The sequence below is a fragment of the Mesorhizobium sp. WSM4829 genome (genome assembly GCF_055811475.1).
On record NZ_JBVVQJ010000011.1, the window covers coordinates 118,549 to 142,765 of the forward strand.

At 61.6% G+C, this 24,217-nt stretch carries 21 protein-coding genes; 10 read left to right on the plus strand and 11 right to left on the minus strand.

The window, feature by feature from the left end; translation table 11 throughout:
- Positions 1–32: 32 nt before the first annotated feature.
- Positions 33–1,553, minus strand: a complete 1,521-nt coding sequence (locus tag AC0L17_RS13495; RefSeq protein ID WP_473516177.1) for a malonate--CoA ligase — start codon at positions 1,551–1,553, stop codon at positions 33–35.
- A 22-nt stretch (positions 1,554–1,575) separates the two neighbouring features.
- Positions 1,576–2,970 carry a malonyl-CoA decarboxylase gene (locus AC0L17_RS13500; RefSeq protein WP_473516178.1) on the minus strand — a complete coding sequence of 465 codons (1,395 nt, stop codon included), beginning with the start codon at positions 2,968–2,970 and terminating at the stop codon, positions 1,576–1,578.
- A gap of 199 nt (positions 2,971–3,169) precedes the next feature.
- Here AC0L17_RS13500 and AC0L17_RS13505 point away from each other — a divergent pair, with 199 nt between their 5' ends.
- From AC0L17_RS13505 to AC0L17_RS13515, 3 genes are all read left to right on the plus strand, one after another.
- The gene (locus AC0L17_RS13505; RefSeq protein WP_473516179.1) at positions 3,170–3,820 is read left to right on the plus strand and encodes a GntR family transcriptional regulator; all 651 of its coding nucleotides are present in this window, start codon (positions 3,170–3,172) and stop codon (positions 3,818–3,820) included.
- Between the two features lie 268 nt (positions 3,821–4,088).
- Entirely contained in the window at positions 4,089–4,562 is a 474-nt protein-coding gene (locus AC0L17_RS13510; RefSeq protein ID WP_473516180.1) for a hypothetical protein, read from the plus strand.
- Between the two features lie 77 nt (positions 4,563–4,639).
- The gene (locus AC0L17_RS13515; RefSeq protein WP_473516181.1) at positions 4,640–6,715 is read left to right on the plus strand and encodes a sigma-54-dependent Fis family transcriptional regulator; all 2,076 of its coding nucleotides are present in this window, start codon (positions 4,640–4,642) and stop codon (positions 6,713–6,715) included.
- A gap of 187 nt (positions 6,716–6,902) precedes the next feature.
- On the opposite strand, the gene AC0L17_RS13520 is transcribed toward AC0L17_RS13515, so the two are convergent.
- The 8 genes from AC0L17_RS13520 to AC0L17_RS13555 all read right to left on the minus strand — a co-directional run bounded on the left by AC0L17_RS13520 (position 6,903) and on the right by AC0L17_RS13555 (position 15,883).
- Positions 6,903–7,946, minus strand: a complete 1,044-nt coding sequence (locus AC0L17_RS13520; protein ID WP_027156423.1) for an NAD(P)-dependent alcohol dehydrogenase — start codon at positions 7,944–7,946, stop codon at positions 6,903–6,905.
- A 38-nt stretch (positions 7,947–7,984) separates the two neighbouring features.
- Entirely contained in the window at positions 7,985–9,616 is a 1,632-nt protein-coding gene (gene groEL / locus AC0L17_RS13525) for a molecular chaperone GroEL (protein WP_287191477.1), read from the minus strand.
- Between the two features lie 77 nt (positions 9,617–9,693).
- Positions 9,694–10,494, minus strand: a complete 801-nt coding sequence (locus tag AC0L17_RS13530; RefSeq protein ID WP_473516182.1) for an iron-sulfur cluster assembly protein — start codon at positions 10,492–10,494, stop codon at positions 9,694–9,696.
- Positions 10,495–10,499: 5 nt separating this feature from the next.
- A complete protein-coding gene (locus tag AC0L17_RS13535) occupies positions 10,500–11,522 on the minus strand; it encodes an amidohydrolase family protein (RefSeq protein ID WP_473516183.1) in 1,023 nt (340 codons plus the stop codon).
- Between the two features lie 73 nt (positions 11,523–11,595).
- The gene (locus AC0L17_RS13540; protein ID WP_473516184.1) at positions 11,596–11,967 is read right to left on the minus strand and encodes an MmoB/DmpM family protein; all 372 of its coding nucleotides are present in this window, start codon (positions 11,965–11,967) and stop codon (positions 11,596–11,598) included.
- A 17-nt stretch (positions 11,968–11,984) separates the two neighbouring features.
- Positions 11,985–13,043 (minus strand): aromatic/alkene monooxygenase hydroxylase subunit beta, encoded by a 1,059-nt coding sequence (locus AC0L17_RS13545; RefSeq protein WP_023799650.1) that lies wholly within the window; start codon positions 13,041–13,043, stop codon positions 11,985–11,987.
- Between the two features lie 50 nt (positions 13,044–13,093).
- Positions 13,094–14,155 carry a 2Fe-2S iron-sulfur cluster-binding protein gene (locus AC0L17_RS13550; RefSeq protein ID WP_473516185.1) on the minus strand — a complete coding sequence of 354 codons (1,062 nt, stop codon included), beginning with the start codon at positions 14,153–14,155 and terminating at the stop codon, positions 13,094–13,096.
- Positions 14,156–14,209: 54 nt separating this feature from the next.
- Positions 14,210–15,883 (minus strand): aromatic/alkene/methane monooxygenase hydroxylase/oxygenase subunit alpha, encoded by a 1,674-nt coding sequence (locus AC0L17_RS13555; RefSeq protein WP_473516186.1) that lies wholly within the window; start codon positions 15,881–15,883, stop codon positions 14,210–14,212.
- 559 nt (positions 15,884–16,442) lie between these two features.
- On the opposite strand from AC0L17_RS13555, the gene AC0L17_RS13560 reads away from it, so the two are divergent.
- The 4 genes from AC0L17_RS13560 to AC0L17_RS13575 are packed head-to-tail and all read left to right on the plus strand — an operon-like array spanning position 16,443 to position 18,608.
- Positions 16,443–16,919, plus strand: a complete 477-nt coding sequence (locus AC0L17_RS13560) for a hypothetical protein (protein ID WP_287341655.1) — start codon at positions 16,443–16,445, stop codon at positions 16,917–16,919.
- A gap of 11 nt (positions 16,920–16,930) precedes the next feature.
- Positions 16,931–17,242, plus strand: coding sequence for a hypothetical protein (locus tag AC0L17_RS13565; RefSeq protein WP_236378686.1), 312 nt, complete (start codon positions 16,931–16,933; stop codon positions 17,240–17,242).
- Between the two features lie 32 nt (positions 17,243–17,274).
- Positions 17,275–18,402: a WD40 repeat domain-containing protein gene (locus tag AC0L17_RS13570; RefSeq protein ID WP_473516187.1), complete on the plus strand. Its 1,128-nt coding sequence runs from the start codon at positions 17,275–17,277 to the stop codon at positions 18,400–18,402.
- A gap of 32 nt (positions 18,403–18,434) precedes the next feature.
- Positions 18,435–18,608, plus strand: a complete 174-nt coding sequence (locus tag AC0L17_RS13575; protein ID WP_167366274.1) for a hypothetical protein — start codon at positions 18,435–18,437, stop codon at positions 18,606–18,608.
- 275 nt (positions 18,609–18,883) lie between these two features.
- On the opposite strand, the gene AC0L17_RS13580 is transcribed toward AC0L17_RS13575, so the two are convergent.
- Positions 18,884–21,052: an amylo-alpha-1,6-glucosidase gene (locus AC0L17_RS13580; protein WP_473516188.1), complete on the minus strand. Its 2,169-nt coding sequence runs from the start codon at positions 21,050–21,052 to the stop codon at positions 18,884–18,886.
- 404 nt (positions 21,053–21,456) lie between these two features.
- Here AC0L17_RS13580 and AC0L17_RS13585 point away from each other — a divergent pair, with 404 nt between their 5' ends.
- From AC0L17_RS13585 to AC0L17_RS13595, 3 genes are read left to right on the plus strand one after another with little or no spacing between them, the layout of a single operon-like run.
- A complete protein-coding gene (locus AC0L17_RS13585; RefSeq protein WP_023799662.1) occupies positions 21,457–22,212 on the plus strand; it encodes an ABC transporter ATP-binding protein in 756 nt (251 codons plus the stop codon).
- Positions 22,205–22,951, plus strand: a complete 747-nt coding sequence (locus AC0L17_RS13590; RefSeq protein WP_473516189.1) for an ABC transporter ATP-binding protein — start codon at positions 22,205–22,207, stop codon at positions 22,949–22,951. Before AC0L17_RS13585 ends, AC0L17_RS13590 begins: the two co-directional genes overlap by 8 nt.
- 53 nt (positions 22,952–23,004) lie before the next feature.
- On the plus strand, positions 23,005–24,192 hold the full coding sequence (locus AC0L17_RS13595; protein WP_473516224.1) for an ABC transporter substrate-binding protein: 1,188 nt from the start codon (positions 23,005–23,007) through the stop codon (positions 24,190–24,192).
- The last annotated feature ends 25 nt before the right edge of the window (positions 24,193–24,217 follow it).

Below are 24,217 nucleotides of genomic sequence, written 5' to 3' on the forward strand. Positions count from 1 at the left end.
GAAAACCGCTTCACACTTTTCGGCATCATGCTCTAGGAGGCGGGCATGTAAAGGTTGCTGAACCGGTCGCGCAGAAGGTTCTTCTGCACCTTTCCCATGGTGTTGCGCGGAAGGTCCTCGGCGAAGATCACCCGTTTCGGCTGCTTGTAGCGCGCAAGGCGGTCGCGCAGCGCGTTCAGCACGGCCTTTTCGTCCATTGTGGCACCGGGCTTGAGCACCACGATGGCCGTCACCCCCTCGCCGAAATCCGGATGTGCAATGCCGATGACCGCACTCTCGGCGACACCGTCGAGTTGATCGATCTCACCCTCGACCTCCTTCGGGTAGATGTTGTAGCCGCCGGAGATCACCAGGTCCTTGTCGCGGCCGACGATGTGGAGATAGCCTGCCTCATCGATCTTGCCGAGATCGCCGCTGATGAAATGGCCGTCCTTGGTGAACTCCGCCGCGGTCTTTTCAGGCATCCGCCAATAACCCCGGAAAACGTTCGGGCCCTTGATCTCGATCATGCCGGTTTTGCCTGGTCCGAGCGTCTCGCCGGTGGCCGGATCGGTTACCCTCACCGACACGCCCGGGAGTGGGAAACCTACTGTCCCTGCCCTTCGCTCGCCGTCATAGGGGTTTGAGGTGTTCATGTTGGTTTCGGTCATGCCGTAGCGTTCGAGAATGGCGTGACCGGTGCGCTGCTTGAATGCGGCGTGGGTTTCAGCGAGCAACGGCGCCGAGCCGGAGATGAACAGCCTGATGTTGGCGACCGTCTCCCGGTTCAGGCCCTCATGCTGCAGCAACCGGACATAGAAGGTCGGCACGCCCATCATCAGCGTCGCCCGCGGCATCAGAGAAAGGATTTCCTCCGGATCGAACTTTGGCAGCAGAAACATCGAGGCGCCGGCGATGAGCGTGACATTGGTCGCCACGAAGAGCCCATGCGTGTGAAAAATCGGCAGCGCGTGGATCAGCCGGTCGGCTGCCGTCACCTGCCAGCATTCGCGCAGTGCTATTGCATTGGACAAAAGGTTGTCGTGCGTCAGCATTGCGCCCTTGGAACGGCCGGTGGTTCCAGATGTGTACAGGATCGCGGCGAGATCGTCAGGCGCGCGCGCCGCGTCGAGAAAATCGTCAGACTCGTCCCGGGCCAACTCCATGAGCGACCCGGCGCCGTCCGCATCGAGCGTTTCGACAATCGCGCCGTAGCCGTGCGCGATCGTCTCGACATCAGTTCGCGACTTCGAGGAGACGATGACGAGCCGCGGTTCGGCGTCACCGATAAAGTAGTCGAGTTCAGTCAGCGTATAGGCGGTATTCAGCGGCAGATAGATCGCCCCGCAGCGCACGCATGCGAGATAGAGCATCAGAGCCTGCGGGCTCTTGTCCACCTGGACCGCGACGCGGTCGCCCGGGCGAACGCCGAGCACATCAATTGCGCTGGCGATCTGTCCGGAGAGCCGCAGCGCATCTGCATAGGTCCAACGCTGACCATCAATGGTCTCGATGAAAATCGACTCGCCTGACTTGGCGGATGCTCGCATGGCGTCGAACAGATGATTGCTCATTGAACTCCTCCCAATCTGCTTATTAGGTTTTCTGCATTTCGGTGCGGCGTCGACGAACCGGGGCCGCGATATCGGTGTCGGTCGAAGCGGTTGCCGCCAGTTTTCTCACCTCCGGCGAAGCGGCTATTTCGCCATGCTGCGCCAAGGCTTCGTGGTTCGCCTCGATGTCGTCCAACTTGTAAAAGTAGTTGACCATCAAGCCGTGGGACTGCCGCATCGCCTTGGCGGAGCGATCGGCGAGGAAGTTCAGCCGTTCAAGGCGAGCGCCGTTGCCCAAATGAAAACGCGCCACAGGATCGACCGGCCGTCTGCCGGTGGCCCGTTCCCTAATGAAATAGCGTGCGGCGAGCGGGAGAAGCACCGCTTCAACGGCCTGTGCCTTCTGCGGATTGTCCGCCCAGTTCGGATCGTCCAGTAGCTCGAGCGTCTTGAGGGTCCGATCATCGAGGCTGGCATCGGCCGCCTTGCGCAGTCTTGCCAGCCAGCCAGCGAAACCAGGAACCGGCGACAGCGTCACGAAGGTCTTCAAGCCGGGCAGGTCGCGGCGCAAATCCTCCACCACCTGCTTGATCAGAAAATTCCCGAAAGAGATGCCACGCAGTCCGTCCTGGCAGTTGGAGATAGAATAGAAGACAGCGGTGGTGGCGTCCTGGGCCGTGATCGGCGAACGGTTTACATCGAGCACATCAGCGATGGCAGAGGGAATCGCCCTGGTCAGCGCAACCTCGACGAAGATCAGCGGATCGTCTGCGAGACGCGGGTGGAAGAACGCAAAGCATCTGCGGTCGGCTGGAGCTAGCCTCCGCCGCAGCTCCTCCCAGCCGGCGATTTCATGCACCGCCTCGTATCTGATGATCTTCTCCAGGATGTCGGCCGGCGTCGACCAGTCGATCGGACGCAGCGTCAGAAAACCGCGGTTGAACCATGAGCCGAACAGGTGGGCGAAGTCGGCATCGACGGCGCGAAACGGTTCCGTCGCATCCTTCATGGCCAATAGGCGCTCGCGCATCTCCACCAGCCTCGCCGTGCCTTTGGGGGCCAGGTTCAGTCTGCGCACCAGTTCCTGGCGACGCGGCTCGGCGGCCTGGTGCAGTTCGATGACGGCGTCCGAGCTCCTGTCGCGGCGGTAGCGCTCGATGGCTTTGTCAAGCTTGGCGATGTCTGGGCCGAACTGTTCGTGCAGCATACGCACGAAGTCTTGCTGACCGGCCGCGTCCAGTTGGGCCCAGCGCTGAAGGACCTCGGCGGCCAATGCCATGCCCGAGGCCTCGCCCCGGCTCGACAACAGCATGTCGCAGAGTGTTTCGATATTCGTCTCGGCTTGGACCGGTTCGCTACGCGCCCCTGCCGCAACCAGCCTGCGGCCGCGATCGGTAATGCTTTGCACCATATCGCTAAAGAACGAGATGCCTGCCATGTCGGAGTCCCTCCTGGCAAAAAAATCGAAATCGGCGCAAGCAGACCCGCCGCGCGGCCTCGACGCGTGCCGGTGCTCGGATGCTTCCACCCATTTGTGTGCGACTTGCCTTTTGTGGTATTGTTCTTAAACGCTCTTGTGCGCAAAGTCAACGTTCTTGCATACAAGATTTATCATGCTGCATTGGAAGGCCCAAAAAATGTCGGAGAATGTCGTTCAGCGCCTACGTGACGAGATTGAAAACGGCATAATCTCGAACGACTTCGCCCCCGGTGCACGACTGGACGAGGTGCAATTGGCAACACGCTTCGGCGTGTCGAGAACGCCGGTGCGCGAGGCGCTGATGCAGTTGAACGCAATCGGGCTGGTGGAGATCCGGCCGCGCCGGGGTGCCGTGGTGATCGATCCGGGACCGCACCGCATTTTCGAAATGTTCGAGGTGATGGCGGAACTTGAAGGCTTGGCCGGTTCGTTGGCCGCGCGACGGTTCACCGATGCCGATCGCACAACCATCCTGGCCGCGCATGCAGATTGCGAGCGTTCGTCTTCGGCCGGCGACAGCGACGCCTATTATTACGATAACGAGCGCTTTCACAAAGCTATCTACGCTGCCAGCCACAGCGGTTTTCTGGCCGAGCAGTGCGTCGCACTGCACCGCCGCCTGCAGCCCTACAGGCGCCTCCAACTGCGCGTGCGCAACCGCGTTGCCACGTCGTTCGCCGAGCATGGCGCGATCGTGGAAGCAATCCTCGCCGGCGACGAGGAGCAGGCGCGCACGCTCCTGCGCCAGCATGTCAGCATCCAGGGCGAGCGTTTCAGCGATCTTGTAGCGACGCTGGCGAGCAGATAGTCCGTCGCAAGTCTAGCCTCTCGCCTTTCACCGCCGCCTCAATGAAGCCAAGCCGCATGCCGAGGCCGGCATGGCAGCGGGCGTGCATCTGAGCAGGCGGGCGTTCCGATTATCGGAAATCCCGTGTAGCAGCCACCTGCTACCAGCAAAGCAAATTTTGGCGCTATCTTGATATGAATGGCGAACTTCGCCGAGGCGGTGTAGGGTTCACCGCAAAAGAAGAATTGAGCCGTAGAAACGGCGACGCGGAGCGAATCTGGGAGGATTCATGGTTGAGATTATCTCCAAGCGGGATGGCCCGCGGCGCGAGGACGCACAAGTCAAAAGACTGATCGAGCAGAACCGCTCGACCATCGTCCGCCTTGCCGACCAGATCAGCGGTGGCGGCTATTCAGCTTCCAGGAAGCCACGACAGCAACCAAAGGCAGAAGGCCTGATCATCCATGTTGGCGGCGGCGCGGCACCGGTTGCCGAGGCCAAGGCGTCCATCCAAGTCACCATGAACGGCCGCGTCATTTCGAAGGATCGGAACACCGGCCGCCAACTTCATCACATCGGCGATATCCGAAACCGCGGCGGCGACCAGATCTTCGTGCTGGCGACGAAGCAGAATGGCTTCTTCTCGCCGGTCGACGAAATCGTTGCCGAGGCGCTTGCCGAGTTGGACGGATCCCGCCTCGCCACCACCTACACCGAAGAGCAGCTTGCCGCCGACATCGGCGCGAAACTCGGCATCGACTGAGCGACAGGCATGGGCGTGCTTCTACGAACGCGACAGCATACAGAAATGGCATACCTCAAAGGTTCTGTGATGACTGAATGAAACGTGAGATAGCCCCCAATCAGATGAAGATCGATGCCCTTCCGGCGCGTAGGTCGCTGGCCACCGGCCAAATGGCTCTGAGCAACATCGATTATGACGAGCGTGCCACCATGCGCGCCTGGGAAAGTTTCCTGGCTGACGAGCCCAAATGCGCCGGCGATCCAGTCCACCCAAGCCACGTCCGCTCCCTCATTCACGATTCCTGGTACCGCAGTGCCACCGGCGGCATCAACGCTCAAGGCATTGAAGCGCCGCTGAGCAGTGATCGCGACGAAATCGAATATCTTACCCGGGCCAATGCAGAACTGCTTTCGGCGGCGCGGCGGTCGTTCGCATCGCTTGGCCAGTTACTGGACGGGACCGGCGCGATGCTGGTTCTGGCCGACAGCGACGGCGTGCTGATCGACGCCATCGGCGACAAGAAGACGCTGCATGACGGCATGGATATCCACCTTGCCATCGGCGGCAAATGGAACGAGGATGCCGTCGGGACGAACGGCATCGGTACGGCGCTGTGGACCGGCGAGCCGACTTTCGTGCATGCGGCCGAGCATTTCTGCGCCGGCATCAAATCCTGGACCTGCGCTGGCGCACCGATTCGTGACCCGCTGGACGGCAAGATCATCGGTGTGGTCGACCTGTCAGGCTATTCGCCGATCTTCAGGCCGCACAACACCGCGCTCGTCGCCGCGACAGCCCGGCAGATCGAAAAGGCATTGGCCGAACAGCAGCAGGAACAGCGCACGCGCCTGCTCGAAGCTTTCATTTCATCGGCTCCCGGCTACCGCCGAAAGGACGGGCTGGTAATCGTCGACCACCGCGGTCGTGCCATCTTCTGCAACAATGTGCCTGATGGCGAGGCCACTGAGATGATGGACGGCCCGATGGAGCCAGGCCGTGGCCGCTGGCTGATGAACCTTCCGTCCTCCGGCTCCGAAGCCGACCTTGCCAGGGCGCTGCCGGCCCACCTGCGATCCTGCCATATCACCCCGCTCAAGCTCGATGGCGACCTCCGCGGCGCGGCGCTGGTGTTCCCCTCTGTGCCGGCAGTCTCCAGTGCGGCGGTGGTCCAGCGGGAAGTGAACAAGCATCTTCAGGATGCTGTCGCCATGATCGTCGGCGAAAGCGAAGCGCTGCATGCCGCCATCGACGTCGCCTGCCGCGTCGCCCGGTCGAGCAGCGTAACATCGCTGTTGGTCGAAGGTGAAACAGGGGTCGGGAAAGAGCTGTTTGCGCGGCTTGTCCATGCCGGCAGCCGGCGCACGGCGAACGATCCGTTCATCGCCATGAATTGCGGGGCGATCACCAGGGACCTGTTCGGCAGCGAGTTGTTCGGCCATGTCGCCGGCGCCTTTACCGGCGCCTCGCGTGAAGGCAAACCGGGGGTTTTCGAGCTCGCCCATGGCGGCGTCCTCAGTCTCGACGAGATCGGCGAATTGCCGCTCGAGATCCAGCCGTTTCTGCTGCGTGTCCTGGAAGAGCGCGTGGTCAACCGCATTGGCGACAGCCGGGGCCGCCCGGTGGATGTGCGCCTGGTCGCCTCGACCAATCGCGATCTCAAGCACGAAATTGACGCAGGCCGATTCCGCCGCGATCTCTACTATCGAATTGGCGCGGTTTCGATCACTGTTCCACCGCTGCGCGAGCGCGGCGAGGATGCGCTGCTGCTGGTCGAACATTTCAACCGGCAGATCGCCACCGCAGCGGGCGAGGACCCGCTGGAATTTTCGCGAGAAGCGCTCGATGCGCTGCTCGCCTATCAATGGCCGGGCAATGTACGCGAACTGAAGAACCTCATCGGGCGGTTGCATGTCCTGGCGCGGGGCCGAGATATCGGGCTCCACGATCTCCCCGGTGAAATCGCGGCGCCCAGCGCCACGCCCGATGATGGCAAGACCCTGTCGGCCGAGTCGCCTGGAGGCACACTCGTCGAGGCGGAACGCCAGGCGATGAAGAACGCATTGGCAGCCGAGGGCGGCAATCTCAGTCGGGTCGCGCGGCGGCTCGGTATTTCCCGGCCGACGCTCTATCGCAAACTCGACCAATACGGCATCCGCCGCGGTTTCCTCTAGGATCAGAACCCGTCACCGGCACAAAAGCGCCGCGCGGCATTCGCGCCACTGGCTGGGGAAAGTCATGCCAATGGTCAGCGAAATCACCACAGCAGCGCCGATCTTGGTTATGACGCTTGGACCCTTTCTCTCCGTCTAGATGTGACCGGACACCGCACCCGTCCGCGCGAAATCCGGTCCATATGTTTCAGGGCACGATGACGCCGCGGCCGGTGAACCGACGGTTCTTGAAATCGTCGAGCGCGGTGTTGATGCTGGCAAGGTTGTATTCGGTGTAGTGCATCTTCACCTTGCCGTCGGCGTTGAGCTCCATCAGTTCGACAAGCTCGGTGAAATTGCCGACCAGGCTGCCGCCGATGTTGATCTCCTCAATGACGAGATGGGCGGTCGGCACATTGATATTGCCGCCATAGCCGACGACGAACAGTTGCCCGCCCTTGCGCACCATCTTCCAGCAGATGTTTTCGACGCCGAGCTCGCCGACGAAATCGATGACCACATGGGCGCCTCCGCCGGTGATCTGGCTGACCTCCTCGATGACGTTCGGTCCTCCATCGAGGACGAAGTCGGCGCCCAGATCCTTGGCCAGCACCTGTGCTGCCGGCTCGCGATCGACGGCGATGATGCGGCAGCCCGAGATCGCGTGCAGCGATTGCAGGGCGATGTGGCCGAGCCCGCCTATGCCGAGCAGCACACAATAGCTCCCTGGTCGCAGCAGTTTGGCGGCGCGCTTGGCGGCGCGATAAGCGGTGATGCCGGCGTCGGCAAGCGGCGCCACCTCGATCGGCGTGACGTTGGCGTTCAGCTTGATCAACGAACGCTCGCTGGTGATGAAATACTCCGCGAAACCGCCATTCATGCCGAGGCCCGGAAATTGGCCGTTATCGCAGTACATATCCTCGCCGTGGCGGCAGTTGAGGCAGATGCCGCACGAGCGGAAGGGGTGGCAGATCACGGCGTCACCGCGCTTGACCGACCTGACGCCGCTGCCGACCTCCTCGACCCAGCCTGCATTTTCATGGCCCATGATGTAAGGCAGCAGCGTCCCCTCTGGATCCATGGTCGGCTTCCACACACCCTCGATGATGTGGAGGTCGGTGCGGCAGAGGCCGGCGGCACCTACCCGCACGATGACCTCGTCGGGAGCGGTAATGGTCGGCGCCTTGACCTCCTCGACCCTGAGCTGGACGTTCATATGCGGGTCGTATTCGTACAGTCTGGCAGCTTTCATCGTCGTATCCTTTCAACGTCGAGATTGTTCGGATTGCTTCAGGCGCGGCCGAGCTTTTCAGAGCCGCCACCGCGAGCCGGTCCGGCCGTCGGGTCCTCGTCCTCGGCGAGATGGCCGATCAGCGTTTCGGTGGTCAGGATCAGCGTCGCCACCGAAGCTGCGTTGGCGAGTGCTGTGTAGGTGACGCGTACCGGATCAATGATCCCTGCCTCGAACATGTTCTGGTAGCTGCCGGCAGACGCGTTGTAGCCGTAGCCGCCGTTGATGCGCGTGACTTCCGCCACGACTGCCTCGGGATCGGCGCCGGCATTGACGGCTATGCGCCAGAGCGGCCGCGACAGCACCGATCGCACCAGGCGCACGCCTTCGGCGACATCGCCGTCGACGTCTGCCGCCACCCTGTCGAGCAGCGGCGCGATCTGGGCAAGCGCCGAGCCACCTCCGGCGACCACGCCCTCTTCGGATGCGGCGCGCACCGCATTCAGCGAATCCTCGATGAGCTGAATGGTTCGCTTCTGCTCGACCGGCGTGACACCGCCGGCATAGAGAATCGCGGTGCCGCCAGAAAGCTTGGCCAGGCGTTCGCGCAGCTTGTCCTGATCGATATTCGGCGGCGAAGCTTCATACTGCCGCTGCACCTGAGCGCGACGCGACGCGATTGCCGCGTGGTCGCCGCCGCCGCGGATGATCGAGGTGTAGGACGAACTGGTCTTCACCCGGTCAGCCGTTCCGAGATCGTCGGCGGTGATGTCCTCCAGCCGACCGCCGAGGTCGCGCGCGATCACCTTGCCGCCGGTGATGATCGCCAGATCCTCCATCATCGCCTTGCGCCAATGGCCATATTCCGGCGGATGGACAACGAGGTATTTTCCAGGTCCTTGCTTGCCGAGCAGCGTCACCACAACTTCCGGCGACATTTCCTCGGACACGATCAGCAGCGGCCGACCATCCTCGGCGGCAATGCGGCGAGCCGCATCCAGCGCCTCGGGCTGCTTGATCTTGAGATCGGTCATCAGGATGTACGGCCGTTCGAGAACAGCCTCCATCTTCTCCTGGTCAGTCACCATGTGATGAGAGAGATAGCCGCGGTCGAAGGACATGCCCTCGACCACATCGAGCGTGGTCTCGGTGGTGACGCTGAAGTCCGTGGTGATGACGCCTTCGGCCCCCACCCGCTGGTGGGCTTCCGCCACCAGTGCGCCAAGCTTGGCATTGGTCGCCGCAATGTTGGCGACCGAGGCGAGAATGCCGTTGCCCTTAGCCGGTTTGGCCGAAGCCTTGAGCGCCGCCACCACCGCTGTCACGGCAAGGTCGATGCCCTTGCACAGATCGACGGATTTCACGCCGCGTTCATTCGCCTCCACACCGCCCTGGATGAGAGCGTTGGCGAGCACGATGGCAGTCGTGGTACCGTCGCCGGCGACCTCGTTGGTTTGCATCGACACTTCGCGAACGACCTGCGCGCCCATGTTTTCGAAACGGTCGTGCAATTCGATCTCGGAGGCGATGCTGACGCCGTCACGGGTCACCATCGGCGTGCCGATCGGCCGGTCGATCATGGCGTTCATGCCTTTGGGGCCGAGCGTCGGCTCGACGGCAGCGGCCAGCCGAAAGACGCCACGGGCGAGAGCGCGGCGGGCGTCGGAGTTGTGAAGCATTATTTTGGGCATGATTCCTCCTTCCGCCTTACGGGCGGGTTGTTGGTTAGGGGCCTCGTGCGAGGGAGGCCGTTGTTTTCGGCTCTGCTTCAGGCGGTCGGCGCGGCTCGTGCCGGCACGCGATCCATGATGAAATCGACCAGTGTCGGTTCGCCGTCGACCACATCCAGTTCCTTGTATCTGGTCTGCTTGAGCCCACGGCAAAGCGCGCCGTTGAACTCCATATTGACGCGCACACCGCGCAGTTCAGCGAGATGGGCGCCGAGTGCGGCAGTCTGTATGCGTTGCCCTTCCCAGGTCACGAAGACAGGATCATCCGCCCGGCGGCCGGGAAAACGCTCGATCAGAGCCGCCCGGTATCTCGGCTTCTGTTTGGCCGCTTCGCCCGCCTCGAGCCGCGCGACGTCGTATGCCGGCAGGTCCATGCCGAGGATTTCCCGATCCGTCAGACCATGCTGCCGAAGGCCCCGCAAAACCGCCTCCTGGCGTCGCTTGAATGCCTTCATCCTGAACGTTTCGCGCAAGGCGCCGAGATCCTGATCCTCGGAAAGTTCAGCGAAAATATCCCCGAATGTCTTGCCGGCTGCCATGCCGCGATTGACCTCTTCCGCGAACATGTGGTCGTGTAGCTTGACGCGATAGGCCGGCGACCATGAGAGTTGGTCGAGCGCCTTGCGGACGCCGTCCAGCATCAGGAACGCGAAGTTGGGCGAGCACCAGTAGGTCGGCAGGCGGAAATCTATCTCCACGCTGCCATCGCCCGTCATCACGGCTCGCTCGACGAAGCCCATCTCGGTAATCGGTTCGTCGAGTTCGGGGTCATTGACCTCACCAAGGCACCGCCAGAGCTCCTTCTCGCGGTTGCCGGAAACGCTGGCGGCGGTTGCCATGGCCCCTACTCCGCCGCGATGCTGAAGGGCGAACTGGCGAGCGCCTTCTTCTTGGCTGCGATGTCGATGTTGTAGAGACGCGCGGCATTAAGACCGAGTATCTTCTCCTTGATCTCGTCGGTCAGCTGCACGCCGCGTTCTGCGGCGATGTCGTCAGGGATCTGGTAGGCCCAGAATTTCTCGACCAGCCAGCGTGGCGTCCAGATCGCGTAGTCGGAACCGAACAGGATTTTCTCCGGCCCGATCCAGAACAGCAGTTCGGCGATGACTTCGCCGAAATAGCGCGGGCGGGCATGGATGAAGGGCAGCGCCACCGCAAGCCCGCCATAGACGTTGGTTTCCTGCGTCGCGATCCAGCAGAAATCGTCGAGGCGCGGCAGGCCGCAATGCTCGATGATCCAGTTGAGGCCCTGGAAATCCGTCGCCGCATGATCGACGTCATGCACGTCGAACGCATCCTTGCTAAGCGGCAGGATCGTCGGGCCCTTGTGGACGTGGATGTTCCTGATGCCGAGCTTGTCGCAGAGTTCGAAGCATTTGTAGGCATCGGGATCGGTGAGCTTCCAGCCCTTGGAGGCGCCGTTCCATTCGGCCGTGTACATCTTCACGCCCTTGACGTCGTAGGTCTCCTTGAGGAAATGGATGTACTCAAGCGCCTTCTCACCGTCGCGCGGATCGAAGGCGCCGTTGACGATGAAACGCTCCGGATAACGCTTGGCCACCTCGGCGTTGCGTTCGATCGTGTTGAAGCCGTTCTTGTAGAAGTCCTTGAGATAGGTCGACTGGACGATCGCCATATCGTCTGGACCGTCGATGAACAGGTCGCGATAGAGATCGTCGGCACTGTATTTCTCGAACTTGCTCTTCTCCCACAGCTGGTCCTTGGGGCTCATCCCCGTGTGATAGGCGTAGAAGCAATCGATGAACTGCTTGCCGTGAATATTCTTCTGGTTCTCCTGGCTGCCGTCCCAGAAATGGGTGTGGCCGTCGACCACGAAAATGTCCTTGCCTTCCGGTGTCCTAAACATTCTTTCCTCCGCAAGATGCGTGTTGATCGGTTCGGCGTGCCGCAATCAGGCGGCACGCCTGATTTTTTGCCGGCTATTCGATGTATTCGAACATCTCGTCCATGTTGCCGAACAGGATCACGGTGTTGTCGTCGATGCGCACCATCCGCCCGTAGTGGGTCGAGCTGTTGACCTCGAAGGTTTCCGCCGTCATCTCGCGGCCGAGATATTCGCTGATTTCATCCATCTTGAAGATCAGCTTGCCGCTGCCGTCGATCCGGATCATCGCCGGTTGGTAGGTTACGGTCACGTTCGGCTTCAGGCCCATGAATTCAGCGATGGCCCTGGCTTCCACCGAGTCGTTCATGGTGACGCCGCACTGATGCGAAATCGTCTGTTCGAAGGTGATGTCCTTCATCGCCCTGAAGATGTTGGATTGTGATGCGTCGCGTGCTGCAGTTGACATGACGGTTTCTCCCTGTGTCAGCGCTTGAGGCCAAGTTCGCGGAGTATCTGGCCAATCCGTTCCTCGGATTTGGCACGGACATCCGCAAAGGCGACCGGCTTGGAATGCGGCATCGACCAGATCGGCTGCAGGCCGGTGGCTGCTTTGTCGGCGAGCGCGCCGTGTTTCTCGACCCAGCCCTGGAAGAGCTTCTTGTTCGCCGCGCCGTGCTTCTCGTCGTTGGCGAGCATGTGCATGAGGTCGATCGTGTTGGCGAGGTTGCGTTCGTAGTCGGCCTCGGCTGCCGAGATCACCGCAGGCGTTATGAAGTCGTGGTTGGCGGCGGCGATCTGCATCAGGAAGCCTGAGCGGAATGCTTCCCCGACCAGCGGCTCGAAGACGATGTTGATGGCGAAATACTGTTCGAGATAGTCGGTCGCGCCCATGATGGTTTCGACCGCCTCGCGGGTACCTTGCCAGTTGTTGTCCTCGAGCCAGGCCTTCTTGCCGAGTTCGTCGTCCCAGCCGGGAAGGTCCATGCCGATCTCGGCAAGGTAGAGCGTGATGTCCTGGGCAAGCCGCAGCTTGTAGGACGAGTTGGTCAGCGTCGCGTTGTTGATCATCTGGGTGTAGCCGTAACGCTGCGCCTGCATCAGCGAGGTGCCGAGCCCGAATTCGGAGTGCTTCCAGGCGCCGAGCTGCGTCTGCAGGATCTTGACCCAGGCCTTGTCGAAGGTCTTGGGCGCCCCCGACTTGCGGGCGTTGTTGATGACGCTCTGCACCATCGTCTCGATTTTCGACTGGCGCTGGTAGTGCGTGCGTTCCCACTCCTGATCGGGGGCGCGAAAGGCATGCCAGTTGGAGCTCTGCGCAGCAGTGTTCTGCTTGACATAAGCGCCCTTGCCGTCGGCAAAGGAGATGATCCAGTCCTGGATCAGGTAACGCTCCGGGTCAGGCTGTACGTCGACCGTCATGTCTTCGTAGTGCGTGGCGCGCTGGCCCTTCGGGTCGAAATACCGGTACTTCCGGCTGTCGGAATCGGCAAAGATCGCCGCGCCGGCGGCTCCGGATCCGACTGAACTCGAGATAGCTGGCATAGTCTTCACTCCCTTGTTGCAGTTGTGGTTGCAGTTGCGTGGCCGTCCCCTCAGTGGGTCGGCGTAGCACCTGTCGATGTGGTGAACTTGTCGAAGAAGATCCGCTCAGTCTCGAACCCGTTCATGAATAGAACCGGCTGAAGCGCATCAATCATCGGTGGCGGGCCACAGGCATGGACATCGCCCTGCCCGTCGACCGCAAGTTGCTTGAGCTTGGCGTCGACACTCTGGTGTACGAAACCGCGTTCGCCTTGCCATTCGGCGTCATCAGTCGCGTGCGACAGCACGGGAATGAAAGTGACATCCGAATGCTGGCCGATCAGCTCGGCGATCCTGTCGAGATAGAACAGGTCGTTGCGGGTCCTGGCACCGTAGAAGAAATAGACCGGACGTTTCTCGCCGCTCTTCAGATGGTCGTTGAGGATCGACCAGATCGGCGACATGCCCGAGCCGGCGCCGACCAGGACTAGGGGTCCTTGCCGTTCGTCGCGTCGGAAACAGGTTCCGTAGGGTCCGACGACGGTGACTTCGGCTCCAACCTTGATTCCTCCGGAATCGAGTTCTCCAGAGAACTTTCCCTCAGGGTATTTCTTGATGATGAAGCAGAGTTTTTCGGTTTGGTCCGGCGTATTTGCCATGGAGAACGAGCGCGTAATCGTCTCCCCTTTTTGCGTGGTAACCGTGATGTCGACATATTGCCCCGCCCAGAACTTTATCGGCGAGCCGAGTTCGATCTCGATGCCGCGAATGTCGTGGGTCAGGTGCTCGATCAGAGCAATCCGGCCGTTGAACGTCTTCACGGCGATCGCTTTCGCCAAAATCTCCTCGTCGTAGTTGAGAAGCTCGACTTCCAGATCGGAGTAGGCGATGCAGCGGCACAAAAGGACGTGGCCGCTCTCCTTCTCCATGTCGTTCAGCGCGAAAGTCGAGTATTTCAGCATGTCGACTTCGCCTTCGAGCAACACGCTCTTGCAGGCCGAGCATTGCCCTTCCTTGCAGCCGTGCGGCAGGGCGATGCCCTGGCGGAAAGCGGCGTTGAGCACCGTTTCGCCATGCTCGACGTCGAATTCGACGCCGACCGGGCTGAGCCTGACCGTGTGGGTTTCCGACATACGGACCTCCAGTGAAAGGAAGGGGCGGGACGAACCCGCCCCCCTTTGGCCTGATCAGTTGCAGGGGGTGATCGTGAAGCCGGCCCGGTATTCCGTCAGGTGCTTCTCACGGTCCGCGGGTGACATGGCACGCAGCGCGTTGAGCGGCGACCCGAGCTTGTTGCCGCGCACGTCGTCCAGCGTCCACATCTCCTTGTCGGCGAAACGCATATGCGGCTGCGGGACCAGCGTCTTGCCGTCGGAGCGGACGAAGTTCAGGTCCTTGATGGCATCGGCCAGATCCCAGCCGTCATAGAGCGTCTCCCATTCGCGCTTGCCGCTGAAGCGGCCCATCGCGGGTGTCGGACGGCCCTGATATTCGTCGGCGAACGCCACGGTGGCGGTCCACTTGTCGAGTTCGTGGGCGAAGGTGTGCAACTGGCCGTCGATCTCGCCGACCACCATATCCTCGCGGATCAGGCAGGGTACGAGACAGGACCAGCAGCGGTGCGGGTAGACGTAGCCGACGTCGCTGTTGAACAGCAGCACCTTCTCGCCCTTGTGGCTGAGCTTGGCGTACCATTTCCAGAAGTCGCCGAATTCGGCGTACCAGCCCGGATATTTGTGCTCGAACCACTCGAAGTCCTTGTCGGTCTGGGCTTCGATGCGCCAGAAGTTGACCGGCCAGCCGACCGCGAAGAACTGTCCGACCTTGTGGACATAGTTCTTCTTGGTGATGCGTTCCCAGGCCGCCTGGACGTCGTCGTGATGGACCTTGATGCCGTATTTCTCGAGCGGCAGCATGTAGGTGCGGTAGTAATCCTCATAGATCCAGCGGTGCCACATTTCCGCGTAAGACTCCTTGTTCTTGTCGCGGTTGGTGGTGCCGTATTCGATGAAGGTGCCGATGGCCGCATCGACGATCGCGTGGTTCTGCCAGAAGGCATAGCGCAGGTCGCGCTCGAGCAAGAGGTGATTTTCCGGCTCCTTGAGCGCCGCCATCAGCAGTGAGTGGCCATTACCGATATGCCGGCTCTCGTCGGACTGCACCGACAGGAAGACGGTCGGCAGCGCATAGTCGCCGTTGCGGGCGGCTTCCGAAGGCATGGCGACAAAGAGCGTGTTGGTAAAGGCGGTTTCGGCCACCACGGTCAGGTACATGCAGGCGGCAGTCATGGTGTCGCCGGTTATGAAGCCTTCAGCGAACTGCCGGCCGATGGTCGTGGCGTAGCATTTTCCGAAGGCTTCCTCGGTGATGTCGAAGCCAGCCGGATCGATGTAGTTCTCCATGTACCATTTCTTCAGGTTCATCTGGATCGTCGAATGCCGGAACTCGTCGATCATCTGCATCGTGAAGCCGGTCCTGAGTTCCTCGCCAGGAGCGATACGGGCGACCATCGCCATCGAGCGGGCAGCCGAGATTTCCGGGAAGGGAATGATCGCCAGAAAGAGTTTCATCCACTCGACCCAGCGCGGTTCCACATTGCGGAACATGTCGCCGCGCAATGCCGCATCCAGCGCGCCGTAAACTCGGTTGTCCTTCTCTTCCTGCATCGGAAAGTACGACCGCAAAACCTGCTTCATCGGGTCGCGCGGCGTCTTGTTGATCTTGTAGTCCGTCGGAAACGTCATCGCTTCCTGGACGTAGGAAGGATTCCAGCCGAGATCGGCAATCTTCTTGGTTGCCTCGCCGACGGAAATTCCGCGTTGCGAGGTAATCTTGTTGAGCGTCAGAGACGTCATGGTCATAAGCCTCCACCAGGTTTGAGCCGCAGGTCCCTTGACCCCGGCATGAAGCGGCGCACAGCGCCGCAAGTGAGAGTGCGAACGGCACGACAAAGGGTTGCGCATTCAGGCGCGACTCATAGTCCGGCCATTCAAGTGGATCGCGGCAAAGGTGTTAGAGTCTGACAGGGACCGCGGCGCCAACCGCATATGCGATGGGCGTATCGAAGCGGACGTGACCTGCTTCCTCCGTTCCTTCGTTCTTTTGGCACCGCGTCAAAAGCGCGATGGGCTTCTTGTGGAAATGTATAAAGCAAGCGCCGTGCCAATTTGAAAATGGCGCCCGTGCCTGACGCTAAAAACAAATCGCCGCCCTTTCGGCACATGAAGAGGACGGCAACTGTAACGTTCTTTTACAGTTGTAACGTACGCATGTAATATTAAATATCTATTCGCAATTGCGATATATCAAGTTAGCATTCGCAGCAAATTTGAAAAACACACATCATCTATTTTATTCTTCTCCTTTCTCTACTATTTGAGGGCGATGGCTCACGGACGGGCCTCGCACTGGAGAAAAACCGTGGCGAACGACAAAGACAGCCGGAGGCAGCCCGAGCCAATGTCCAGCCAGGCTGACGGCGTCACCGGCGATCTTGTCAGGCTGATGCCCAGTGACCTGGTCTTTGTCATGCGCTTCATGGGCGAGAGCCAACATCGCCTCCAGAGCCACTTCCAGGACTTCATCCGGGCCGAGCTTGCCGCCGGCGGCGTCACCACGGAAACGCATCCGATGATCCATCTGTTCATCGAGAACCATGCGATCCTGTTGCGCGACTTCGTGTTTTCCGGCGTTTCGCTGTCGCGGCAGTTCCGCGTCGAGGAGATCGAGCGCCTTACCGGCGATACGACATCGATGATCCGCGTCGACATCTGGGATCAGCTCAAGAGCCACATCGAAACGGCCGAAAAACAGTTCCAGTCGCAGGCCGGCACATTGCCCAAATTGCTGTCGGCTTTCGAAAAACCACCCGGACCGACGGCTGGGACCGAAAAATGATGGAGGATCCGATGGGGCAAACTACCAGGCGTGACATGTTGCTCGCCCGCCGGCTCGATCTTGTCGCCAACGTCTCCGCGCTGACTGCCGAGGCGCTGCGGCTCAATCAGATACGCGCCGGTATCGAGATGGATGTGCTGCGCCTGGAACTCGAAATCGGCAGGAGCGGCGCCAGCGCGCAACTGGTGCAGGATTTGCATGAGGCGGAGGAGAGAGCCGCGGCGGTCATGCAGGAAGGCGCGAGGTGCGAGCAACGCATCGCCGCCGCGGAAGCCGATGTCGAGGACGTCGACCGCAGCCTCGCGGCGAAGGTGGGTAATTGACGGAAGGTGGGTAATTGACGAAGGGAATGGTCATGAACCAGCACGCGATACAGAACCTGACCTTGTTCGACCTGCTGGCGCGAAGCTGGCGTCGCCCGTCGGCGATCGCCGACCTGCGCTTCAGCGCCGATGGCTCGGCTGTCGCATACACCAGCGTCGACGGAACGGTCGCCATAGCCGCAGTCGCGGATCAGGAGCCGCCGGAATCGCGGATCAGGGTGAGCGGCGATCTCGGCCAGACGACGATCCGCCCGCGGGAGAAGCCACCGGCACCATTGATCGCCACCGCTGCGTTGGGGGATGGAGACGTCCCGCTCGCCAGCTATTTTTCCTTCGGCTTCCTCGTTGGAACGGCGGCTGGCGAAGCGGTGCATCTGGCCGCGGACGGCAATGTGATGGAGACGCTGGCCAAGATCGACGGGCCGGTCGTCGCCGTCGACCACAACCCCCGGACGGCCATCACAGCCGTCAGCAACGGCCAGGATGTCTTCCTGGCACGCGGCCAAGGCGATGCGGTACGACTGCGACACGATGCGACACCGTCCACGGATGCGCTTGCCTTTTCGCCAGGCGGAAGGCGCCTAGCCTGCGGCCGGGATGATGGACTATCGATCTGGGCGGTCGACGGCGACGCTACCCCGATACGCGAGGTGTCTTTTTCGGTGCGCCCGGTGTCGATCCGCTGGAGTGGCGATGGTACATGGCTGGCCTGTGGGCTCGAAACAGGCGGCTTTGCCCTGGTCAGCATGACCGATGATCGCTACGGCATCGTCGCGGGATTTCCTTCGCCGGTCAGGACGCTGTGCTGGAGCCGGCCGGAGGATGCGCTGTTTGCGTCGGGCGCCTTCCGGATCGCCGGCTGGTCGATGACCGCTCCGCCACTTGACGGCGACACCTCGGGCGCGCTGGAGACTGGCCGAGCCGGGCTGGTTCCGGTCGAGACAGTGGCTGCGCACCCGGAGAAAAAACTGATTGCGGCCGGCTATGCCAACGGCCGGATCACCATCGCCCAGATCGGCGCGCGAGACGAACTCCTCGTCAGGCCGCTGGGCAGCGCGGTGACCGCGCTTGCCTGGTCCGGCGACGGACGCCACCTGGCAGTGGGCTCAGCCGACGGCACCGCCGCGATCGTCACCTTTCCCGCACAGATGTTCAAATAGCAAAGGCAGGCCGCATGCAAAAGGAGCACAAAATGCAAACCGAACCCACCCCCGAGGACGAGAGCAAGGACGAATTCTTCGAACGGCTCGCCAAGCTGTCGGAAGAAATGGTGGCCAAACACGGCAAGGATTTCAGTATGGGCGCATTGGTGCTTGCCGCCCGCTGGATTGCCGAAAACCGCGTCGGCCAGTTGAAGACCAACTAAACTCACGACCAATCAATGCGCTCGAAAAGCCAAAGCTCCGAAGGAGCTTCAGGCGGAGTCTCCGTACAGGTTTTGCGCTGGGCTGGCTGTGTATGCCATTCCTTCAGATTGCGGCTTACCCTGGGTTGAGGCTCACCCAGGCGCGACTCAATCCAGCTGCAGATGCCGCAGGTACCACCCTACAGTCGGTGCGCTGGCGATCGGCGCAGGTACCAGTTGCGCCGTAGTCATTGATGGCAGTGTCCATCACGGAGCGCATGGGGAGCCGGCCTGCGTTATGAGCGCACCACCAGAGGCACCAGACCCTCATGGCGGTGGTCGAGATAACATGCAATACGGTCGCCAATGCGCTCGAAGATGAGATCGACTTTCGCCTCGCCGATGGCCAGGTGGCGGATAACGATGTTGTCGATGCCGATCGGCAGCCGCGGGCGTTCGACTGTGATCTCGCGTTTCCAGCCGTCAACCCGAATGCCCAGGCAAGCCTGCAGCATCATGAAAGCGGAGCCAGCCGACCAGGCTTGCGGCAGGCAGGCGACCGGGTAGGCCACAGGTGAATCGCTGGCCGCACGCGTAAAGCCGCAGAACAGCTCTGGCAGCCGCATGTTGAAACGGACCGCCGCCTCGAACATACCGCTCATCAGCTTCACGACGCTGTCGCGTTCGTGATAGCGGGCGAGCCCGGAGGCGCAGAGCGCGGTGTCGTGCGGCCAGATCGAGCCATTATGATATGACATCGGGTTGAATGGGATCTCGTCGTCGGCCAGTGTGCGAACGCCCCAGCCACTATGAAGATGAGCAGAGAGCAACTGGCTGGCAAGTGCCTGCGCCCGTTCCGCCGACGGCAGCCCGACATAAAGCAGGTGACCGGCGTTGGACGTGCGGACCGCGCATTGCTTGCCTTCTCCGTCGATCGCCAAAGCATAGAAATCCCGGTCCGGCATCCAGAAATGCGTCTCGACCGCCTGGCGGATCCTCTCTGCCAGGGCGCTCCAGTGCGCCGCCCTGGCGTCGTCGCCGCGCCTGGCGGCCAGCGCTGCCATCCCTCGATATGCGGCGAAGGCATAACCTTGCACCTCGACCAATGCGATCGGCCCTTTGGGGATGGTGCCGTCGGCATGGAAGACGGCATCGGAACTGTCCTTCCAGCCTTGGTTGAACAGACCCGTGTCGGCCGCCCTGTTGTAGGTGACAAAGCCTTCCCCGTTGCGGGCTCCGACCTCTTCCATCCAGGCAGTGGCAGCGCCCAGCGAGTCCCACATGCGATCGACAAACGCCTCGTCTCCGGTGCGTTCGGCGTAGGACGAAGCCAGATAGACATAGAGTGGCGTGGTGTCGACGCCGCCATAGTAGCGGCCGAACGGCAGCTCACGCAGCACCGCCATCTCCCCCTTGCGGGTCTCATGCATGATCTTGCCGGGTTCGGCATCATCGAACACAGAGGTGTCGGTCGACTGATAGTGGGCAAGATAGGCCAGTACCCCACGGGCAAGCTCGGGATTGAGCCAGAGCATCTGCAAGGCGGAAATAACGCCATCGCGGCCGAAAGCCGTCGAAAACCACGGGATGCCGGCATAGGGGTATGGCCCCGTCTCCAGATCCGTCGTCAGCAGCGCGATGTCGGCGCGCGTGCGTGTCAGCCAGTCATTGAACACGCGGCCGGAGCTGAACACGGTGGCGCCCTGCCGGCGCTTTGAGCGCATGGCAAAGCGGGCGCGCGCGGCGGCCGCGCGGAAGCGATCACTGGAGGGGACAGCTTCGCTGTGAGCGACCTCCAGGTACAGTGCCCTGCTGTCACGCCTTGCCACGCGAATGAGGAAATCGGCCTGGTTGGGATGCAGCTGATCGGGCTTGAACGAGAATGCGATGACCGATTGACGGGCCACATTGTCGAGGCCTTCATAGCGGAAGGTGACGCTCGCCGCGCCGACCAGCGCGTCATGCGCGCGCCCACGGCGGCTGCGCGTGGTGCCGCGCACCTCGAACATGTCACGGAAATCGGCGTCGAAGTCGAGCCGAACCGGCAGGACCACCTCGCGCGCGGAGTAGTTGGTGAACTTGATGCGTTCGAACATGCGGTCCTGCCAGACGAACCGCGTCCGGTCGATGTGGACGACGCCCGGCAACGCTTCGCTGCCATTCGGCCCGATAGTGGCCAGATTGGTGAGATTGGCGGTAAACAGGATGTTGTCTTGCGACAGCGAGGCGCCGAGCAGCGACGGCATCCGGCCGCCGATGAACAGACGGAAGCGCGACAGCACACGCGTGTCGTCGCGGAAAAGCCCGTCGCCGGTGCCGCGTATGTCGCCGTAGCTGTCTGAGACGACGAAGCAGTCCTCGTGCTTCAGCGCAAATTGCCGATGCGGCTCGCGCGGCGCCATCTCGTCGATCGCCGGGAGCGCCACGGCTGGATCAAGCTTGCGGTCTTCCAGTTGACTGGTCATGGTCAACCTCTCCTGTTCAGAAGTGGCCAAGTGGCTCAGGCGCTGATCCCTGCCGGCTAACGCCAGGCAGCCGAGCCATCTCCCTGCTCCGTTAGCTAGATATAGTCATTATTGCGGTGTTTTTAGCGCGCCTGTTTCGAGAGCCAAGTGCTTTCGTTATGCCCTCCGAGAGCGAACGATAGATCGCCAAGCAGTCGCTGCACATGCGCTCGACCGTGAACCGCTCTTCAAAAGTTTGTCGAACCGACGCATCTGAAAAATTGCCGCCTTGACGCGATGTGCATTAGGTCGTTTGTTGCGGGGCGGGAAAGCCACGGGAGGAACCATGGAAGTCACCCTGGGGGCGGGCAGCCTCGCAGCCGTTTCCACGTTTTCACGCCGATGATGGGCGAAGGCTTTCGCGCATGAGTTCCGGAGCGATCCTCGAAGCAGCGGGATTGACTAAGGAATTTGGGGGCTTTGTCGCTGTCAACAATGTCAACCTGACGGTGGAGCGAGGATCGGTCCACGCGCTGATCGGCCCCAACGGCGCAGGCAAGACGACCCTCTTCAACCTGCTGACCAAATTCCTCCAGCCAACGCGCGGCGCGATCCGCTACCAAGGCCGCGACATCACCAGGATGCAGCCGGCCGACATCGCGCGGCTGGGCCTTGTGCGCTCCTTTCAGATATCGGCGGTGTTTCCGCACATGACGGCACTCGAGAATGTCCGCATCGCGCTGCAGCGCCGGCGCGGCGACAGTTTCGATTTCTGGCGCTCCGAAAAAGTGCTCTCCAAGTTCGATGGCGAGGGTGCGGCGCTTCTCGCCGACGTCGGCCTGACCGCGTTTTCAGACATCCGCGCCAGCGATCTGTCCTACGGCCGCAAGCGCGCGCTTGAAATCGCGACGACGCTGGCGCTGAACCCTGAAATGCTGCTTCTCGACGAGCCCATGGCCGGCATGGCGCAGGAAGACATCGAGCGCATCTCGGCGCTGATCCGGCGCATCTCCAAGAACCGCACCATTTTGATGGTTGAGCACAATCTGTCGGTCGTCGCCTCGCTGTCGAACCGCATCACTGTGCTCGCTCGCGGCAAAGTCCTCGCCGAAGGCGACTATGCTGCGGTTTCCAAGGATCCGCGCGTTATCGAAGCCTATATCGGGGCCGGACATGCCTGAAGTTGAACTTGCAAGCAGGCCGGCTGCTGGCCCCTCGACGAGACCCCTGCTTCGCGTCGATGGCCTGCAGGGCTGGTACGGCGAGAGCCATGTGCTTCACGGCGTCAGTTTCGAGGTTGGCGAAGGTGAAGTGGTGACGCTGCTCGGCCGCAATGGCGCCGGCAAGACGACGACGCTGAAGGCGATCATGGGAATTCTTTCCAGGCGCTCGGGCTCGGTCACCTATGAAGGTCGGGAAACGATCAAGCTGCCGTCGCGGTTGATCGCACAGATGGGCATCGCCTACTGCCCCGAGGAACGGGCGATCTTTTCCAGCCTCTCTGTCGAGGAGAATTTGATGCTGCCGCCGCAGGTGCGGCCCGGTGGGCTCACCGTCGAGCAGATTTTCGAGCTCTTCCCGAACCTGAAGGAACGGCTTTCGAGCCAAGGCACCAAGCTATCGGGCGGCGAACAGCAGATGCTCGCCATCGGCCGGATCTTGCGGACGGGCGCCGAGCTCTTGCTGCTCGACGAGCCGACCGAAGGGCTTGCGCCGGTCATCGTGCAGCAGATCGGCCGCACCATTGCCCGGCTCAAGAACGAGGGATTCACGATCGTGCTCGTCGAACAGAATTTTCATTTCGCCGCGTTGGTCGCGGACCGTCACTATGTTGTGGAACAGGGGCGCGTGATCGACACCATCCCCAACCACGAACTCGACGCCAACATCGACAAGCTGCACGCCTATCTCGGCGTCTAGACATCATCAACGGCGCGTTGCGCCGCAATCGGAGGGAAGTAGCGATGAAAAAAATGGGATTTGTCCTGGCTTCGACGGCGAGCCTGCTGATTGCCGGCGCGGCCTACGCCACAGATGTCAAGATCGGCGTTCTGAATGACCGTTCCGGCATCTATGCAGACATCGCTGGCGAAGGCTCGGTCATCGCGGCCCAGATGGCGGTCGAAGACTTCAAGGCGACGGACAAGGGCATCAATGTGTCGATCGTCTCCGCCGACCACCAGAACAAGCCGGACGTCGGCTCGAACATCGCCCGCCAGTGGTACGACACCGAAAACGTCGATGTAATCGCCGATGTGCCAACCTCGTCGGTGGCGCTCGCCGTCAACGAGATCACCAAGGAGAAGAACAAGATCTTCCTCGCCTCGGGTCCGGCCTCGTCCGACCTCACCGGCAAAGCCTGTTCGCCCAACACCGTCCACTGGACCTACGACACCTGGGCGCTTGCCAACGGCACGGGCTCGGCCATGGTCGCACAGGGCGGCGACAGCTGGTTCTTCGTCACAGCCGACTACGCCTTCGGCCACGCGCTCGAGCGCGATACGACGGCGGTCGTCGAAGCATCGGGCGGCAAGGTTCTCGGCGCCGTCCGTCATCCTTTCCCCGGCCAGGATTTTTCGTCCTTCCTGCTGCAGGCGCAAGGGTCGGGCGCCAAGGTCGTCGGCCTCGCCAATGCCGGCGGCGACACGATCAACGCGGTCAAGCAGGCGTCGGAATTTGGCATCACCCAGGGTGGCCAGGCGCTCGCCGCCCTGCTGATGTTCATCAATGACGTGCATGCGCTTGGCCTCGAAGTGGCGCAAGGCCTCGTGCTCACCAGCGCGTTCTACTGGGACAGGAACGATCAAACGCGGGAGTTCTCTGCCCGTTTCCAGGAGCGGAATGCCGGACAAAAGCCTTCGATGATCGAGGCCGGAGTCTACGCTTCTGTCCTGCATTACCTTAAGGCCGTCGAGGCCGTCGGCGACAAGGATGCGGCCAAGGTGATGGCCAAAATGAAGGAAATGCCGACCGAGGATCCGCTATTCGGCAAGGGCACCATCCGCGCCGACGGGCGCAAGCTGCACGATATGTATCTGTTCCGCGTCAAGAAGCCGGACCAATCGAAGGCTCCATGGGACTATTTCGAGACGGTGGCCACCATTCCGGCCGATAAAGCGTTCCGCCCGCTCGCCGAAGGCGGCTGTTCGCTCGTCAAGTAAGCGAGCCTCGCCAACGATGCGCCGA

What these genes read in the sequence shown, in the direction of transcription:
- AC0L17_RS13500 (WP_473516178.1), bottom strand. Translation starts at nt 2,970, where the DNA reads ATGGCAGGCATCTCGTTCTTTAGCGATATGGTGCAAAGCATTACCGAT.
- AC0L17_RS13540 (WP_473516184.1), bottom strand. Translation starts at nt 11,967, where the DNA reads ATGTCAACTGCAGCACGCGACGCATCACAATCCAACATCTTCAGGGCG.
- AC0L17_RS13520 (WP_027156423.1), bottom strand. Translation starts at nt 7,946, where the DNA reads ATGAAAGCTGCCAGACTGTACGAATACGACCCGCATATGAACGTCCAG.
- AC0L17_RS13585 (WP_023799662.1), top strand. Translation starts at nt 21,457, where the DNA reads ATGAGTTCCGGAGCGATCCTCGAAGCAGCGGGATTGACTAAGGAATTT.
- AC0L17_RS13535 (WP_473516183.1), bottom strand. Translation starts at nt 11,522, where the DNA reads ATGTTTAGGACACCGGAAGGCAAGGACATTTTCGTGGTCGACGGCCAC.
- AC0L17_RS13570 (WP_473516187.1), top strand. Translation starts at nt 17,275, where the DNA reads ATGAACCAGCACGCGATACAGAACCTGACCTTGTTCGACCTGCTGGCG.
- AC0L17_RS13515 (WP_473516181.1), top strand. Translation starts at nt 4,640, where the DNA reads ATGAAACGTGAGATAGCCCCCAATCAGATGAAGATCGATGCCCTTCCG.
- AC0L17_RS13575 (WP_167366274.1), top strand. Translation starts at nt 18,435, where the DNA reads ATGCAAACCGAACCCACCCCCGAGGACGAGAGCAAGGACGAATTCTTC.
- AC0L17_RS13565 (WP_236378686.1), top strand. Translation starts at nt 16,931, where the DNA reads ATGGGGCAAACTACCAGGCGTGACATGTTGCTCGCCCGCCGGCTCGAT.
- AC0L17_RS13530 (WP_473516182.1), bottom strand. Translation starts at nt 10,494, where the DNA reads ATGGCAACCGCCGCCAGCGTTTCCGGCAACCGCGAGAAGGAGCTCTGG.
- AC0L17_RS13510 (WP_473516180.1), top strand. Translation starts at nt 4,089, where the DNA reads ATGGTTGAGATTATCTCCAAGCGGGATGGCCCGCGGCGCGAGGACGCA.
- groEL (WP_287191477.1), bottom strand. Translation starts at nt 9,616, where the DNA reads ATGCCCAAAATAATGCTTCACAACTCCGACGCCCGCCGCGCTCTCGCC.
- AC0L17_RS13555 (WP_473516186.1), bottom strand. Translation starts at nt 15,883, where the DNA reads ATGACCATGACGTCTCTGACGCTCAACAAGATTACCTCGCAACGCGGA.
- AC0L17_RS13550 (WP_473516185.1), bottom strand. Translation starts at nt 14,155, where the DNA reads ATGTCGGAAACCCACACGGTCAGGCTCAGCCCGGTCGGCGTCGAATTC.
- AC0L17_RS13580 (WP_473516188.1), bottom strand. Translation starts at nt 21,052, where the DNA reads ATGACCAGTCAACTGGAAGACCGCAAGCTTGATCCAGCCGTGGCGCTC.
- AC0L17_RS13590 (WP_473516189.1), top strand. Translation starts at nt 22,205, where the DNA reads ATGCCTGAAGTTGAACTTGCAAGCAGGCCGGCTGCTGGCCCCTCGACG.
- AC0L17_RS13495 (WP_473516177.1), bottom strand. Translation starts at nt 1,553, where the DNA reads ATGAGCAATCATCTGTTCGACGCCATGCGAGCATCCGCCAAGTCAGGC.
- AC0L17_RS13545 (WP_023799650.1), bottom strand. Translation starts at nt 13,043, where the DNA reads ATGCCAGCTATCTCGAGTTCAGTCGGATCCGGAGCCGCCGGCGCGGCG.
- AC0L17_RS13595 (WP_473516224.1), top strand. Translation starts at nt 23,005, where the DNA reads ATGGGATTTGTCCTGGCTTCGACGGCGAGCCTGCTGATTGCCGGCGCG.
- AC0L17_RS13505 (WP_473516179.1), top strand. Translation starts at nt 3,170, where the DNA reads ATGTCGGAGAATGTCGTTCAGCGCCTACGTGACGAGATTGAAAACGGC.